General features: G+C 68.3%; 16 protein-coding genes. 11 read left to right on the top strand and 5 right to left on the bottom strand.

Annotation, left to right across the window (positions count from 1 at the left end; genetic code table 11):
- Positions 1-39: 39 nt before the first annotated feature.
- Positions 40-684 carry a Maf family protein gene (locus tag FB562_RS08790; protein ID WP_141881167.1) on the bottom strand — a complete coding sequence of 215 codons (645 nt, stop codon included), beginning with the start codon at positions 682-684 and terminating at the stop codon, positions 40-42.
- Positions 685-749: 65 nt separating this feature from the next.
- Between FB562_RS08790 and FB562_RS08785 the strand changes: the two genes are divergently transcribed.
- From FB562_RS08785 to FB562_RS08760, 6 genes are all read left to right on the top strand, one after another.
- A complete protein-coding gene (locus FB562_RS08785; protein WP_141880760.1) occupies positions 750-1,982 on the top strand; it encodes a class I SAM-dependent RNA methyltransferase in 1,233 nt (410 codons plus the stop codon).
- A 156-nt stretch (positions 1,983-2,138) separates the two neighbouring features.
- The gene (locus FB562_RS08780) at positions 2,139-2,816 is read left to right on the top strand and encodes a response regulator transcription factor (protein ID WP_141880759.1); all 678 of its coding nucleotides are present in this window, start codon (positions 2,139-2,141) and stop codon (positions 2,814-2,816) included.
- Complete coding sequence (locus FB562_RS08775) at positions 2,806-4,110, top strand: sensor histidine kinase (RefSeq protein ID WP_141880758.1); 1,305 nt, start codon at positions 2,806-2,808, stop codon at positions 4,108-4,110. Before FB562_RS08780 ends, FB562_RS08775 begins: the two co-directional genes overlap by 11 nt.
- Positions 4,107-5,144, top strand: a complete 1,038-nt coding sequence (locus FB562_RS08770; RefSeq protein ID WP_141880757.1) for a hypothetical protein — start codon at positions 4,107-4,109, stop codon at positions 5,142-5,144. The genes FB562_RS08775 and FB562_RS08770 overlap by 4 nt, the downstream gene beginning before the upstream one ends.
- Positions 5,145-5,256: 112 nt before the next feature.
- Positions 5,257-5,838 carry a hypothetical protein gene (locus FB562_RS08765; RefSeq protein WP_141880756.1) on the top strand — a complete coding sequence of 194 codons (582 nt, stop codon included), beginning with the start codon at positions 5,257-5,259 and terminating at the stop codon, positions 5,836-5,838.
- Entirely contained in the window at positions 5,832-6,683 is an 852-nt protein-coding gene (locus tag FB562_RS08760) for a hypothetical protein (RefSeq protein ID WP_221625370.1), read from the top strand. Before FB562_RS08765 ends, FB562_RS08760 begins: the two co-directional genes overlap by 7 nt.
- A gap of 339 nt (positions 6,684-7,022) precedes the next feature.
- Here the strand turns inward: FB562_RS08760 and FB562_RS08755 are convergent, their stop codons facing one another.
- From FB562_RS08755 to FB562_RS08745, 3 genes are read right to left on the bottom strand one after another with little or no spacing between them, the layout of a single operon-like run.
- A complete protein-coding gene (locus FB562_RS08755; RefSeq protein ID WP_246081408.1) occupies positions 7,023-7,340 on the bottom strand; it encodes an acyl-CoA carboxylase epsilon subunit in 318 nt (105 codons plus the stop codon).
- Entirely contained in the window at positions 7,337-8,956 is a 1,620-nt protein-coding gene (locus FB562_RS08750; protein WP_246081407.1) for an acyl-CoA carboxylase subunit beta, read from the bottom strand. The genes FB562_RS08755 and FB562_RS08750 overlap by 4 nt, the downstream gene beginning before the upstream one ends.
- 45 nt (positions 8,957-9,001) lie before the next feature.
- Positions 9,002-9,772: an FkbM family methyltransferase gene (locus tag FB562_RS08745; protein WP_141880753.1), complete on the bottom strand. Its 771-nt coding sequence runs from the start codon at positions 9,770-9,772 to the stop codon at positions 9,002-9,004.
- A 129-nt stretch (positions 9,773-9,901) separates the two neighbouring features.
- Between FB562_RS08745 and FB562_RS08735 the strand changes: the two genes are divergently transcribed.
- The 3 genes from FB562_RS08735 (at position 9,902) to FB562_RS08725 (ending at position 12,780) form a co-directional block, all read left to right on the top strand.
- Positions 9,902-10,867, top strand: coding sequence for a biotin--[acetyl-CoA-carboxylase] ligase (locus FB562_RS08735; protein ID WP_246081406.1), 966 nt, complete (start codon positions 9,902-9,904; stop codon positions 10,865-10,867).
- A 3-nt stretch (positions 10,868-10,870) separates the two neighbouring features.
- Complete coding sequence (locus FB562_RS08730; protein ID WP_141880750.1) at positions 10,871-11,416, top strand: PH domain-containing protein; 546 nt, start codon at positions 10,871-10,873, stop codon at positions 11,414-11,416.
- A gap of 62 nt (positions 11,417-11,478) precedes the next feature.
- Positions 11,479-12,780, top strand: coding sequence for a UDP-glucose dehydrogenase family protein (locus FB562_RS08725; RefSeq protein ID WP_141880749.1), 1,302 nt, complete (start codon positions 11,479-11,481; stop codon positions 12,778-12,780).
- On the opposite strand, the gene FB562_RS08720 is transcribed toward FB562_RS08725, so the two are convergent.
- Positions 12,679-13,353, bottom strand: a complete 675-nt coding sequence (locus FB562_RS08720) for a GtrA family protein (protein WP_141880748.1) — start codon at positions 13,351-13,353, stop codon at positions 12,679-12,681. The two genes, FB562_RS08725 and FB562_RS08720, sit on opposite strands and share 102 nt — an antisense overlap.
- 115 nt (positions 13,354-13,468) lie before the next feature.
- Between FB562_RS08720 and FB562_RS08715 the strand changes: the two genes are divergently transcribed.
- Complete coding sequence (locus tag FB562_RS08715) at positions 13,469-14,587, top strand: 5-(carboxyamino)imidazole ribonucleotide synthase (protein ID WP_141880747.1); 1,119 nt, start codon at positions 13,469-13,471, stop codon at positions 14,585-14,587.
- A gap of 58 nt (positions 14,588-14,645) precedes the next feature.
- Positions 14,646-15,140 (top strand): 5-(carboxyamino)imidazole ribonucleotide mutase, encoded by a 495-nt coding sequence (gene purE / locus FB562_RS08710; RefSeq protein ID WP_141880746.1) that lies wholly within the window; start codon positions 14,646-14,648, stop codon positions 15,138-15,140.
- The last annotated feature ends 4 nt before the right edge of the window (positions 15,141-15,144 follow it).

Raw genomic sequence — 15,144 nt, 5'->3', positions numbered from 1 at the left:
CTGTGCCTGTCTACAAGCGCGGCCACGGGCAGGCGCGCGTCAGCGGTTCCAGAGCCGCGGCCACGCGACGCCGAAGTGTGTGCGCAGCAGGCCGCGCAGCGCCGGCACGGACAGCCCGATGACGGTGCTCGGGTTGCCGTCGATGTGGCTGATGAACGCCTGGCCGAGGCTGTCGATCGTGAATGCCCCGGCGACGCTGAGCGGCTCGCGCGTGGCGATGTAGGCGTCGATCTCGTCGGTGTCCACATCGGAGGCGAACGTGACGGCGGCGTCCTCGACGATGCCGGCGGCCTCGCCCACGACCCCGCCGCGGTGGTCGATGAGCCAGTGCCCGGAGTGCAGCACGCCGGTGCGGCCGACCATTTTCGCCCAGCGTTCGCGGGCGACGGATGCGGTGTGCGGTTTGCCGAGCACGTCGCCGTCGAGTTCGAATGCCGAGTCGCCGCCGAGGATGAAGCCGTCGATGGGTTCGCCGTCGACGAGCTGCCCGATGACGGCCTCCGCCTTCGCCCTGGCGAGTTCGCCGACGACTTCGGCCGCGCTGAGCGGTGCGCGCCCCACAGAGAGCGCCTCGACGACGGCGTCCTCGTCGACGCCGGGGCTGATCAGGCCGGCCGGTTCGATGCCGGCGGCGCGCAGCGTGGCGAGCCGGGCCGGCGAGGTGGAGGCGAGGTACAGGCGCACGCCACCCTCAAAGCCCGCGGCGGGCGCTGTGTTCTCTGTCAGCACGGTGCTCCTATGCTCGAGGGATGGGTGAAATGCTGGGTGCGGAGTTCGAGGTCGACGTTACCAATATCGCGCATGGCGGTATCTCGGTGGCCCGCCATGAGGGGCGCGTTGTGTTCGTCGCCGACGCCATCCCGGGTGAGCGGGTTCTGGTGCGGGTGACGGATGATGCGAAGAAGTCGTTCTGGCGTGCCGAGACGGTGTCGGTGGTGTCGCCGAGTGAGCACCGGCAGCCGCACGTGTGGGCGGAGGCTTCCGTCGACCGCGCCCCCGAGCGGCGGGCGGGTGGTGCCGAGTTCGGTCATATCGCTCCCGGCCACCAGCGGGAGCTCAAGCGTCAGGTGCTGGCGGATGCCCTACAGCGCATGGCGGGCGTCGACAGTGATGTGCGGGTGGAGGCGATCGATGGCGAGCCCGACGGTACCGGCTGGCGCACGCGCCTGCGCCTGCATGTGGCGAAGGATGGCACGCTGGGCCCCTTTGCGGCCCGCTCGCACACGGTGATCCCTGTCGACAGTGTGCCGCTGGCGTCGCCCGAGGTGGCGCGCCTGACCCCGCTCGATGAGCGCTTCAATGGCGCGACGCATGTCGACATCGTTGCGCCGTCGGGCAGCAACGCCTTCGTTCTGGCGGGCGATTCGACGTCGAAGGGGCGCCCGAAGCCGCACAGGGTGACGGAGCTGGTGGGTGAGCGCGAGTTCGCGGTGGATGTGCGCGGCTTCTGGCAGGTGCACCACGGTGCGGCGCAGACGCTGACCTCTGCCGTGCAGGATGCGATCGATGGCGATCTGTTCGACCCGCGGGCATCCAATCATGATCTGTATGGGGGTGTGGGTCTTCTGGCGGCCGCCGTCGCGGACCGTTTCGGCCCGACGACCCGCATCACGACGGTTGAATCGGATGCGTTGGCCACCGATCATGCCGCGTCGAACCTGGTCGAGTGGCTGGGGTCGCAGGCGGTCACGTCGCGCGTGGACCGGTACCTGCAGGGTCTGCGCGGCTCGGCCACGTCGTGGCGGGGTGCGACGGTGGTGCTGGATCCGCCGCGGTCGGGTGCAGGCAAGGAGGTCGTGGATCATCTGGTCGGGCTGGAGCCGGCGCAGATCGTCTATGTGGCCTGTGATCCTGTGGCGCTGGCCCGCGATGTGGCGCTTCTGCGCGAGCGGGGCTGGGAGTTGTCGCGCCTGCGGGCGTTCGATCTGTTCCCGAACACGCACCATGTCGAGGCTGTCGCGACCCTGGTGCCGGCCGGCTGATCTGTGACGCGCAGCGTGACCGCGCACGCTTTGGCCGTCGAATGGTGTCGTCGCGTCGGTAGAATGGGATGCGCACGGTGGCGGCAATTCCCGGACCCCCACGGGAGCCCCTGCTTGGCGTGAGTTCCACGGCACAGAGAGCGAGACCCGTACGCGATGAGCGACACCACCCGGCCCCCTATCCGCGTTTCCGTCGTCGACGACCACGAGTCGGTTCGGCTCGGCCTTCGGGCCGCCTGTCTCGAGGCGGGCTTCGATTTCGTGACGGCCGCCGCATCCGTTCAGGAGTTCGAGGAGAACCTCCTCGGTCGCGAGAACGACGTCGTCGTGTTGGATCTGTCGATCGGTGACGGTTCGACGGTCACCCAGAATGTGAAGCGGGTGCAGGCCACCGGGTCCGCCGTGCTGGTGCACAGCATCGCCGACCGGGTCGCACTGGTTCGCGAGGCGCTCGCCGCGGGCGCGGCAGGGGTCATCCCGAAGTCTGCGGCGACACAGATCGTGATGACGGCCATCGAGACGGTCGCGCGCGGGGATGTGCTCAACAACCTGGAGTGGGCGACCGCGATCGATGCGGACAGTGACTTCGCGAAGGCGCAGCTGGGCCGGCGTGAGCGTGAGATCCTGCACCTGTACGCCTCCGGGCTGCCGTTGAAGCACGCCGCCGAGCAGCTGGGTATCGGCTATTCGACGGCTCGTGAGTATCTGGACCGCATCCGCATGAAGTATGTGGAGGTGGGTCGCCCCGCACCGACCAAGGTGGATCTGCTGCGGAGGGCCGTCGAGGACGGCATTCTGCCGGGTATGGACGCCGATGGCGTCGATGACGACTGACGGGCATCCGTCTCCTCGTCTGACCGTGTCGAGGTCGGGCGCACCTCTTGGGATGCCGTCGCGCCGTCGGCCGGTGAATGGGGCCCGCCTCGAGGTCGTCATTTCTCGTGCGGTGGCCGCGTTCGGTCTGCTCTTCGGGGCTCAGGCGGTGCCGGCGCTGTTCGCTCAGCAGCCGTTCGTGGAGCCGAGCTGGTGGGCGGGCACCGCGATCAGTTTCTACGGCCTGCTCCTGCTCGCCGTCGTCGCCGCGATCGCGCGGGTCGGCGTTCGCACCGTGAATGCGGTGCTGGCCGCAGTGTTCCTGCTGTTGCTGGTGTTGTGGGTTCCCTCGATCGCCGGCCCCTCGTGGGGGTCTGACGACCGGCCGTGGCTGTGGTTCCTGATGACGGTTGCGACGGCGGCGGCGGCGGTCGCGTTCCCGGTGTGGGTGGCGACCGCCTATCTTGCGCTCGCCCCGGCCCTGTACGGGGTCGTGCGCGCCAGCCCGTACGGTGGGTCGGCGCCCCTGGGCCTTGTCGGGCTCGACGTGCTGTACGCGATCCTGCTGGGCGGTGCGGTGCTCGTGATCATCACGATGCTGCGCTCGGCGGCCGCCTCCGTCGATGCCGCGCAGGCGACGGCGCTCGAACGCTACGGTCGGGCGGTGCGCGAGCACGCCACCGAGGTGGAGCGGGTGCAGGTCGACTCGATCGTGCACGACAGTGTGCTCACCGCGTTCCTCACGGCGGGCCGGGCCGACACCGCCGAGCAGCGCGAGCTGGCGGCGACGTTGGCGCGCAACGCGATCGCCCACCTCCGGGAGGCGGAGGCGGCGGCTCCCGATGATGACGCGACTGTGGACATCCGCTCGGTCGTCGACCGCATATCGGAGGCGAGGGGCGGCATGACGATGCCGTTCCACCTCAATCAGAGGGCCGCGTTGACGGGCACGCTGCCGGCGTTGGCGGCCGACGCCGTGGTCGCGGCGACCCTGCAGGCGATGGTGAACAGCCTCCAGCATGCGGGGGAGGGCAGTGTCGAGCGTTGGGTGACGGCGGAGGAGTCGGATGCGGGCGGCATCCTGATCGAGGTGGGAGACACCGGTGTCGGCTTCGATCTGCGGGGCATTCCTGCCGAACGGCTGGGCGTCCGGGTGTCGATCCTTGAGCGGATGTCGGGGGCCGGGGGGTCTGTCGAGATCGTCTCGCGCCCGGGCGAGGGCACGGTGGTGCGGCTGCGGTGGCCGGCGGATGTTCTCCCGACGCCAGGCGGTGCGGCATCCGTTCTCGTCGGCCCAGAAGGGAATCCGTCGTGAACATCGCCGTGCCCCGCTACGTGATCGTCGGCCTCGGTGCCGTCTTCGCCGGCTACCTTCTGGTGCTGGCGCTCTCCTCCGTGGACTCGGGCTCGAACCCGCCGCTCTATTTCGCGGCGATGGGCCTGTTCGCGGTGGCGAGCATCGCCTGCCTGGCCCCGCTGTCGAAGCGGATGTCATTCGTCGTCGCCCTGGGCGCGGTGGCCGTCAGCATCGCCCTGCCGATCATGGTGGCCAGTCAGCTCGACCTGGGCCGCCCGCTCGGGTCCGACTATTCGACCTGGTATGTGGCGGGCGTCGGCGCGCTGATGGTGTTCATCTCGGCGCGCGGCCACCTGCTGCTGGCGTGGTTGGGTGTTGCGGCGCTCGTCGTGCACACGATCCTGTGGGCGGGGCCGGGCGCGCTGGGCCTTCTGGGCGTGTTCGGCAGCGTGCTGTGGGTGGGCGTGTCTCACATGCTGCAGTCGTCGCTGCGCAAGGCGGAGAAGGATGCGCGGGCCTACGCCGTCGCAGAACGGGAGACGGCCGAGTGGCAGGCGGCGCAGGAGGCGCACCTGTTCGAGCGGCAGTTCCGGCTCGAGAAGACGGGGCGCATGGCGTTGCCGATGCTGCGGCACATCGTGGCGACGGGCGCGCAGTTGACGCCGGGGCATCGGCAGGAGTGCCTCTTCCTGGAGGCTGCCATCCGTGACGAGATCCGCGGGCGCACGCTGCTGAGCGACGCCGTGCGGGAGCAGGTGATGATCGCCCGCAGGAGGGGCGCGACGGTGAACCTGCTCGATGAGGGCGGGCTCGATGATCTGGCCGAGGGCGACCAGGGGCGCATCCGCGCGGAGGTCGCCCGCGCGATCGGCAGGAGCAAGGCCGAGACCATCGTGGTGCGCACGGTGCCGCCCGGCTCCGACACGGCCGTCACCGTCGTCGGGCTCGCCTCCAGCGGCGTCAACCTGCTCGGCCACTCCGCGGGCAACGGCAACGACGAGAGTGACGATCCCGACATCGAACTCTGGCTCGAGATCCCGCGCACGGTCTGAGCGGCGGCCTCTCGCTGCGTTCGCGGTGCCTGCTGCGCGTCCAGCGTTTGCTGCCTGCCCCGGCTGTGGAAAACTTTCGCTGCCCGATCCGCGAATCCGCTACCGTCACGGCATGCCCCCACGCCCTGCCGCCTCGACGCGCTCCCGTGCTCGCGTCGTGCTCGTCGCGAGTCTCCTCGCGCTCTTCCTGCTGGTGCTGTTGCTGATCAACGGATGCACGCCGGCAGCCCCGCAGGCCACCCCGAGCCCGCAGGCCCCCGCTGTGGCCTTCGCCTCTGAGGAGGAGGCGCTCGCGGCGGCGGAGAAGGTGTTGGAAGACTATCTAGCCATGGCCGACCTGATTCTTCAGGAGGGGGCGGCTGACCCAGAACGAATTGCCCCGCTGGTTACGGAGAAGTGGCTCGAGGTGGAGCTGGCTGGTTACGCGGAGATGAGAGATCTCGGAGTGAGACAGGAGGGAATTTCCGCTGTCTCCGCGACCAGATTCCAGCAGATGTTCCTACAAGGGTCAACGACGTCGGTGATGATCTACGCGTGCATCGACTACGACGAGTCAATGCTTGTCGACGGTTCAGGCGAGCGCATCGGCACCACCGAACCGAACACGACGGTGGAAGTGACTTTTGAAGCGGCCCCCGAAAGCTCGCTCAAAGTTGCGGCTTGGGAAAAATGGGGAAAGGGGTCGCTGTGCTGAGATTCTTGATTGCTCTGGGTGCGAGCGCCATAGTCATGATGGTTGGCGTGGTTGTGCCGCAGATGGCAACCGCTGCTGGGTGTAGTTATCAGGCCGAGAGGCTCGGAATTTGCGCACAGAAGGTGACCGCCGATGTCGACGTCGGTGGGGCGACGCTGAGGGCGGAGACCCCGGCGGGTCCAGGCGCTGCGAGCCCCGGGGGCGCAGGCAAGCTGCCCGGCCGGAGTGCCCCGTGGGTCGTGCTCGAGTGGTGGGAGCGGCAGCCGGGTGAGTCGGCCGAGCAGTATCAGCGGCGCATGCAGTTCGAGGCGGTGAGCCCGCAGGCGCGGGTGGCTGTGCCTGACGACCCGGCGGCGGTGACGTTGGCCGACATCGCGTCGTTCCGCGCGCAGGAGGCTGTTCCGCGGATGCAGCCCGCTGGGTGGATGGTGGTGGGGTTGGAGACGAACTTCTATGCCGAAGCATCCGCCCACACCGTCGACGGCGTTCTGCTCGGGCAGCAGGCGACCGTGCGCTTCACACCGATCGGCTACGGCTGGTCGTACGGGGACGGCAGCGATGCGCTGCTCGAGACGGCCGGAGGGTCGTGGGAGTCGCTGCGGGTGGCGGAGTTCGCACAGACGCCCGCCAGCCACGTCTACACGCAGCGCGGTAGCTACCAGATTGTGCTCACCAGCTTCCACACGGCCGAGTATCGCTACGCGGGTGCCGACTGGGTGGGGATCCCGGGCACGGTGCGCGTCACATCCGAGCCCATCACGGCCAGGGCATACACGGTCAGGACGGTGCTGGTGGATGAGGACTGTCGGCAGAGTCCGGGTGGTCCGGGCTGCCTCGTTCCCTGAGGGCGAACCCGCACCGGGGGACAAACGGGGCAAGGAGAAAGGGCCGGGAGCGATGCTCCCGGCCCTGAAACCCCGAGTCAGGGCGATAACCCGAATATCGCCCTGACTCGCCCCCAATCCATTGGCCCGCTTACCCTAGTCGGCTAATGGATGGTGGTGTGACTCTTAGAGTGACACCTAGCACAATCAATACTGCAGTGATTTGAGACTACATGAAAGTCGTCATTTTGGGGGACGTTCGGGGTACAAAATTGACGAATTTTTGCCCTATTCCGCCGAATCGCACCCCGCAATCGGGGTACAAGGGGTCAAAAGTGACCCGGACGAGGGTCACAAGAGTCAGGCGGTGAAGCCCCGCCACGCACCAGCACCCGGATGCATCGGGGTACGAATTCCGCGCTGGCTGCGACTCCACGCAGACGGCTGCGGTTCGGGCCCGTCATCGCCCGCCGACGCCAACTCGTCGATCGCGGCCGTCACCACGGCGGTCACCGCAGCGACCTCGGCCGCGGACGGGTTGCCCCCGACGATCGCGACAACAGGCGCGACCGTGGCCGGCGCGTCCATGCCGCCCACGGCATCCGGAGCATTCACGGCAGCAGACGAGTCAGACGAGCCAGAGGCATCAGGCGCATTCGCGGGGGCGGCGGAGGTCACAGCGGAATGTTCCCGTGCTTCTTCGGCGGCATGCTCTCGCGCTTCGTCTTGAGCGTGCGCAGCGCCTTCGTCACCAGCACACGCGTGGCGGCCGGCTCGATGACGCCGTCGAGCTCGCCGCGCTCCGCAGCGAGGAACGGGCTGGCCACGTTGTAGGTGTACTCGTTGGCGAGGCGGGTGCGCACGGCGGCGACGTCCTCGCCGTTCGCCTCGGCCGCCTTGATGTCGCCGCGGTACAGGATGTTCACGGCGCCCTGGCCGCCCATGACGGCGATCTCGGCGGTCGGCCAGGCGTAGTTGATGTCCGCGCCCAGCTGCTTCGAGCCCATGACGATGTACGCGCCGCCGTAGGCCTTGCGGGTGATGACGGTGACGAGCGGCACGGTCGCCTCAGAGTAGGCGTACAGCAGCTTGGCGCCGCGGCGGATGACGCCCGTCCACTCCTGGTCGGTTCCCGGAAGGTAGCCGGGCACGTCGACGAGGGTGAGGATGGGGATGCTGAACGCGTCGCAGAAGCGCACGAAGCGTGACGCCTTCTCGCCGGCGTCGATGTTGAGGGTTCCGGCCATCGCGTTCGGCTGGTTCGCGATGATGCCCACCGGGCGGCCCTCGACGCGGCCGAAGCCGATGACGATGTTCGGGGCGAACAGCGGCTGCACCTCAAGGAAGTCGCCGCCGTCGACGATGTGCTCGATGATGGTGGTCACGTCGTACGGCTGGTTGGGGCTGTCCGGGATGACCGTGTTGAGCCTGCGGTCGTCGTCGGTGATCTCCAGCTCCACCTCGCTCGCGTAGGTGGGCAGCTCGGCCAGGTTGTTGTCGGGCAGGAACGACAGCAGGGTGCGCGCATAGTCGAGCGCGTCATCCTCGTCGCTGGCCAGGTAGTGCGAGACGCCGGAGACCTTGTTGTGGGTGAGCGCGCCGCCGAGCTCCTCCATGCCGACATCTTCGCCGGTGACCGTCTTGATGACATCCGGGCCGGTGACGAACATCTGGCTGGTCTTGTCGACCATGATGACGAAGTCGGTGAGGGCGGGCGAGTAGACGGCACCGCCCGCGGCAGGGCCCATGATGATGGAGATCTGCGGGATGACGCCGGATGCCATGGTGTTGCGTCGGAATATTTCGCCGTACTTGCCGAGCGCGACGACACCCTCCTGGATGCGCGCGCCGCCCGAGTCGAGCATGCCGATGATGGGGATGCCGAGGCGCAGCGCCAGATCCATGACCTTGATGATCTTCTCGCCGGCGACCTCGCCGAGGGAGCCGCCGAAGATGGTGAAGTCCTGCGAGTAGACGGCGACCGGGCGGCCGTGGATGGTGCCCGTGCCGGTGACGACGGCGTCACCGTAGGGGCGCGACTTGTCCATGCCGAAGGCGTGCGTGCGGTGGCGCACGAACTCGTCCAGCTCGACGAAGGAGCCGTGGTCGAGCAGCAGTTCGATGCGCTCGCGGGCGGTCTTCTTGCCCTTCGCGTGCTGCTTCTCGATGGCCTTCTCGCCGCTCGCGGTGACCGCCTCGTGGTAGCGGTTCTTCAGATCGGCGAGCTTGCCCGCGGTCGTGTACAGATCGGGGGCGGCATCGCCTGCGGCGGGGGAGGTGTTCTCGGCAGTCACCCGCATCACTTTACCGGCAGGGGGTGCACCGCCTCTGGTGAAAAGCTACAAAGTCGGGCGCGCGAATGCTGCGTCGGTGGCAAAGAGGTAGTTGCGGATGCCGAGGGTCACCCGCTCGGTCGGGGCCCAGTCGCCGCCCGACCACGTGTACATCCGGTATTCGGGCCAGCGGGCCCGGATCTCGTCGGCGAATGCGTTGGCGTCGCGCCCGTAGCGGCCGATGTGGCGGTCTTCGATCTCGAGCAGCAGGCTGGGCCGGTTCGTCTCGATGGCGTTCTGTGCGCCCTCGAGCACGTTCGGCTCGAAACCCTCAACGTCGACCTTCATGAAGCTGACGGTGTCGATGCCGTGCGTTTCGCACCACGAGTCGACGGACACCATCTCGGTGGTCCAGGTTCTGGTGTGCGCGGCCTGCGGGGTGAGCGCCCGGTCGGTTCCTGTTCCGACATGCGTGTGCCCGTAGATGGGAACCCCGAAGCGCACCGGCAGAAGCATGGGGTGCTCGCCGGGCTGCGGGCCGACGGCGGCCTGCGCGAGGCGGATGTTGCGGCCGCCGGTGATCTTCTGAACAGCCCTGAGCATCCGCTGCCCGCGTTTCTGTGGTTCGAAGGCGTTGACGCTGCCGTTCGGGCCGACGATGGCGGCGAGCGGGAACGTGTACATGCCGTAGGCGGCGCCGACGTCGAAGACGTGGTCGCCGGGGCGCACGACGGCGGCGAGGCCGAGCAGTTCGGGCTCTGCGGCGTTCATCCGGGCGGAGGCGCGCATGATCGAGTGGACGGCGCGGGCGCGGGCGCTCGTTGCGGGTGGGGTCACGCGCTCATAGTAGCGGCCCGCCGAAAACGAAGGAGATCGTGCCGCTTTCGACCCCGATGGCGCCCTGCGGGGCACATCCGGCACGGATGTCCTTCGTTTTCGGCAGAGCCCCGGGGGAGAGGCGAGCGGATGCGCGGGGCCGGCGGATGCGCGGGGCCGGCAGAGCGCGGTCGCTACGCTGGGCGGATGCTGCTGCCGCTGAGTACACCGCACGCCACCCGACTTGAGGCGCTCGCCGAGTGTGGCTCCACGAACACGGTGCTGGTCGCGCACGCCGCGGAGGGCTGGCCCGAGTTCTCGGTCGTCGTCACCGACAACCAGACGGGCGGCCGGGGGCGACTCGGCCGCAGCTGGGTGGCTCCGGCCGGGCAGACGCTCGCCGTCTCCGTGCTGCTGCGCCCCACCTTCTCGCTTGAGGCGTTCGGCTGGTTGCCGCTGATCGCCGGCGTCGCCATGGCGCGTGCCGTGCGCGAGGTGCTGGCGTCGGCATCCGAAGCCGCGCCGGAATCCAAAGCCGAGTCCAAAGCGTCCGAGTCCAAAGCCGAATCCGTCGCATCCGAAGCCGCCGCAGGCCTGCGCCCGCTCGTCACGCTCAAGTGGCCGAACGATGTGCTTATCGGGGTGCGCGACGCCGATGCGGGCAGAACGGAGAAGAAGGTCTCCGGGCTGTTGGCCGAGTTGGTGCCGTCGCCGGGCAGCGGTGCGCCGGCGGTCGTGCTCGGGGCGGGGTTGAATCTGACGATTCCGGCCGATGGGCTGCCGGTCGACACGGCGACGTCGTTGACGCTGCACGGGGCTGACGCCGACGGCCTGCCTGACCGCGCGCTGTCGGCGTATCTGCGTGAGCTGCGCGCACTCTACGGTCTGCTGCAACAGCATGATGGCGATGCGGATGCCTCGGGCATCCGTCGCATGGTCTCTGAGGAGTGCGCGACGCTGGGCCGTTCTGTGCGCATCCAGCTGCCGGGTGGCGGTTCTGAGACGGCACGCGCCGTCGAGCTCGACACGGCGGGCCAGCTGGTGGTGCGGCGGGCGCGGGATGGTGCGCTTCAGTCTGTCGCCGCCGGTGACGTCACCCATCTGCGGTATGAATGACTCATGTCTTCGGAGTTCGTCGAGCCCGGTTCTGAGGGGGAGCGCGTTGTCGCCCGCCTCAGGCCGCATGCGCGCGCTCTGTTGTTCCCTGCGCTGCTGCTGATCGTCGGCTCGGGCGCGCTCGCCTACTTCTCGAATTTCTTCGCGGAGGACTGGCAGAATCTGGCAGTGACGGTGGGCGGCACCGTGCTGCTCCTGCTGATCTTCTTCGTGCCGCTGTTTCGCTGGCTGAGTCGGCGCTATGTGGTGACGAGTCGGCGCATCATCATGCGGCACGGCACGTTCACGCGCAGCCGGCAGGAGCTGCTGCACAGTCGCGGCTATGACGTGACGGTGCGCAAGGGTGCACTGCAGTCGATGTTCGGCAGCGGTGACGTGCTGATCAATACGGGCCTCGATCATCCGGTGGTTCTGCGCGATGTTCCGCACGCCGATCTGGTGCAGTCGACGCTGCACGATCTGATGGAGAAGGGCATGAACCCGATTGCGGCTCGTCGCCAGGCTGAGGCGTCGCATCCGGATGAGACGAAGGCGTGGGGCAGACGCTGACCGTTCGTTCGGGTGGGATATCGTACGGTGGTCTTCCCACCTGAGCGCGAAGGACGGATGCTGTGAAGATTTCGGTTATCGGTTGCGGTTATCTGGGCGCGGTGCATGCCGCCTGCATGGCGGAGCTCGGGCATGAGGTGATCGGCATCGATGTGGATGCGGCGAAGATCGCGCTGCTGGCGGAGGGGCATCCGCCGTTCTTCGAGCCGGGCCTGCCGGAGCTGCTGCTGTCGGCGTCGGCGAGCGGCCGCCTCCGTTTCAGCACGGATGTGGCGCAGATCGCGGAGGCGCGCGTGCATTTCGTGGCGGTGGGCACCCCGCAGCTGGAGGGCAGCAATGCGGCCGATCTGCGGTTCGTGGATGCGGCGATCGAGTCGCTGCTGCCGCATCTGAAGCCGGGCGATCTGGTGGTGGGCAAGTCGACGGTGCCGGTGGGCACGGCGGCGCGGCTGGTGGGGCTCGTCGAGTCGACGGGCGCGTCGCTGGCGTGGAATCCGGAGTTCCTGCGCGAGGGTTTCGCCGTGAAGGACACTCTGGCGCCCGACCGCCTGGTGTACGGAATCGCGCCCGGCGATGTCACGGCGGAGGCGCTGCTCGATGGGGTGTACGCGTCGGCGCTCGCGGCGGGCAGCCCGAAGGTTGTCACCGATTTTGCGACCGCCGAGCTGGTGAAGGTGTCGGCGAACGCGTTCCTGGCGACGAAGATCTCCTTCATCAACGCGATGGCGGAGGTGGCCGAGGCGACGGGCGCGGATGTGACGCAGTTGGCGGATGCGATCGGCTACGACGCCCGCATCGGTCGCCGTTTTCTGAATGCGGGGCTGGGCTTCGGCGGTGGCTGCCTGCCGAAGGACATCCGGGCGTTCATGGCGCGGGCGGAGGAGCTCGGCGTCGACCAGGCGCTCAGCTTCCTGAGCGAGGTCGACGGCATCAACATGCGTCGGCGCGAGCGCATGGTCGACCTGGCGAGGGAGGTCGTCGGCGGCGATGTGGCTGGCAAACGCATCGCCGTTCTGGGGCTCGCCTTCAAACCCGATTCGGATGATGTGCGCGATTCCCCGGCACTGGATGTGGCCCTGCGCCTGACCGAGCTGGGCGCCGATGTTGTGGCGACCGACCCGCAGGCTCTGGAGACGACCCGCCGCCGCGCGCCCCAGCTGGTCACGGTCGCGTCCGCGCAGGAGGCGGCGACGGGGGCGGATGCGGTGCTGCTGCTGACGGAGTGGCGCGAGTTCAGAGAGCTCGACCCGGTGGCGTTGGCGTCACTCGCCCGGGTGCCCGCGATCGTCGACGGGCGCAACTGCCTGGACCCTGTGCAGTGGCGCGAAGCCGGCTGGACCTACCGAGCCCTCGGCCGCCCGTAGCCTCCTGCGGTTTCGAGACGGCACTTCGTGCCCCTCAACCGGCGGTGTCCCCCTGCTGGTCGAGGTGTCGCGCTCTGGCACGAGTGTTCTGCTGGTCGAGGTGTCGCGCTCTGGCGCGACAGTCTCGAGACCGGCAACCCCCGCACGCCCACCCTCCGGCGCAAAAACCCATACCCGGTACAGCCAGAATCTGAACAGCATCCCGAGCACGAGTCCGACCCCGTTGGTGGACACGTTGTCGGCGAGCAGCGTGGTGAGCCCGAGCAGGTAGTGCGACACCCACAGGCAGCTGAGCGGGATGGCCATGGCGGCGACACTCACGATGGCGAAGCGCAGGCCTTCGCCGACGGGGTGGGCGCGTTTCTCGCGGTGGAAGGTCCAGTACCTGTTGCCGATCCAGTTGGCGGCGATGGCGATCGAGGTGGAGGCGATCTTGGCGAGCACGGGCCCTTCGCTGAGCACTTCGGGGGCCAGAATGGTGGTGCGCAGCAGGTTGAACACGGTCAGGTCGATGACGAGGCCGACGGTTCCGACTACGCCGAAACGGCTCAGCTGCGTGACCAGATTGCGCAATTGTTGACCCCGGCGATAGGCGAAGATAGGTGTAGCGCCCGAGTCTAATCGCACCGGGCCTAGCCTTTGCTGCCTGCTGTGGCGGGGCATCCGTTCTGACGTTCCGGAGTGTGCCATGACTTTCACCGTTGGTGTCATCGGGGGCGGGCAGTTGGCCCGCATGATGGTTCCGCCTGCGATCGCGCTCGGTCTGAGCATCCGGGTGCTCGCCGAAAACGAAGGAAGTTCTGCCGATATTGCCGCTACGGCGGTCGGCGACTACCGAAATGTGGAGGATGTCCTTCGTTTTGCGCGGGGGGTCGATGTGGTCACCTTCGATCACGAGCATGTTCCGCAGCCGGTTCTGCGCGCGCTGGTTGATGCGGGCGTCGTGGTGAGGCCGGGGCCGGATGCTCTGCAGTTCGCGCAGGACAAGATTCTGATGAGGCGCAGGCTGAGCGAGCTGGGAATGCCGGTGCCGGTGTGGGCGGCCGTGTCGTCGGCCGAGCAGCTGGATGCGTTCATCGCCGAGAATGGCGGCGCCGCAGTGGTGAAGACTCCGCGCGGTGGCTATGACGGCAAGGGTGTGCGTGTGGTGCGCAGCGGCGCCGAGGCCGCGGACTGGTTCGAGGCGGTCGGTGAGCTGCTGGCGGAGGAGCTGGTCGACTTTCGGCGCGAGCTGGCGCAGTCGGTGGCGCGCCGGCCGTCGGGTGAGATCGTGGCGTGGCCTGTCGTGGAGAGTGTTCAGCGCGACGGCGTGTGCGCCGAGGTGATTGCGCCGGCGCCGCGCTCGGCGGGGCGCCTTGCCGATGTTGCTGAGAGCGTCGCGGTGGCCATCGCGGAGGGGCTGGATGTGACGGGCGTGCTCGCCGTGGAGATGTTCGAGACGACGGATGACCGCCTGCTGATCAACGAGCTGGCGATGCGGCCGCACAACAGCGGGCATTGGACGATTGAGGGGTCCACGACCAGCCAGTTCGAGCAGCACCTTCGGGCGGTGCTGGATCTGCCGCTGGGCGCGACGGGCGGGCGCGAGCCGTGGACGGTCATGGTGAACGTGCTGGGTGGGCCCGCAGGGGAGTCGCTCGACGCGCGCTTCGTGTCGGCGATGGCGGAGCATCCGATGGTGAAGCTGCACGGGTACGGCAAGGAGTCTCGGCCCGGCCGCAAGGTGGGGCATGTGACGGTGGCGGGCGACGATCTCGACGACCTCGTATACCAGGCGCGAGCGGCGGCAGCCCACCTCGCCGACTGACAGGCGGCCCTGCGTGTTGCACAGTGAGCGCGAAGCCGCCGCCGCTACTATCGTTTCCATGCCCGAATCCCTTGTGTCGATCATCATGGGCTCCGATTCCGATTGGCCTGTCATGGGCGATGCGGCCGCTGTGCTCACGGAGTTTGGTGTCGCCCACGAGGTGGAGGTTGTGTCGGCGCATCGCACGCCCGATCGGATGATCGAGTTCGGCAGGCAGGCCGCTGGCCGTGGCATCCGGGTCATCATTGCGGGTGCGGGCGGTGCCGCGCATCTGCCGGGCATGGTCGCGTCGGTGACTCCTCTGCCGGTGATCGGTGTTCCGGTGCCGTTGGCGCGGCTGGATGGCATGGATTCTCTGCTGTCGATCGTGCAGATGCCTGCGGGCATCCCTGTCGCGACGGTGTCGATTGGTGGCGCGAAGAATGCGGGCCTGCTGGCGCTGCGCATCCTGGGTTCGTCGGATGTGTCGCTGCGTGAGGCGGTGGCCGCCTATGCGCTTGACCTTGAGAAGCAGGTCGGGCAGAAGAATGCCGCGCTTCAGGCGAAGCTGTAGTCGG

This window comes from Homoserinimonas aerilata (assembly GCF_006716125.1).
In the GTDB taxonomy this organism is placed as follows: domain Bacteria; phylum Actinomycetota; class Actinomycetes; order Actinomycetales; family Microbacteriaceae; genus Homoserinimonas; species Homoserinimonas aerilata.
Note: the sequence above shows the minus strand (reverse complement) of the source record. Positions and strands in the feature narration are given on the sequence as shown.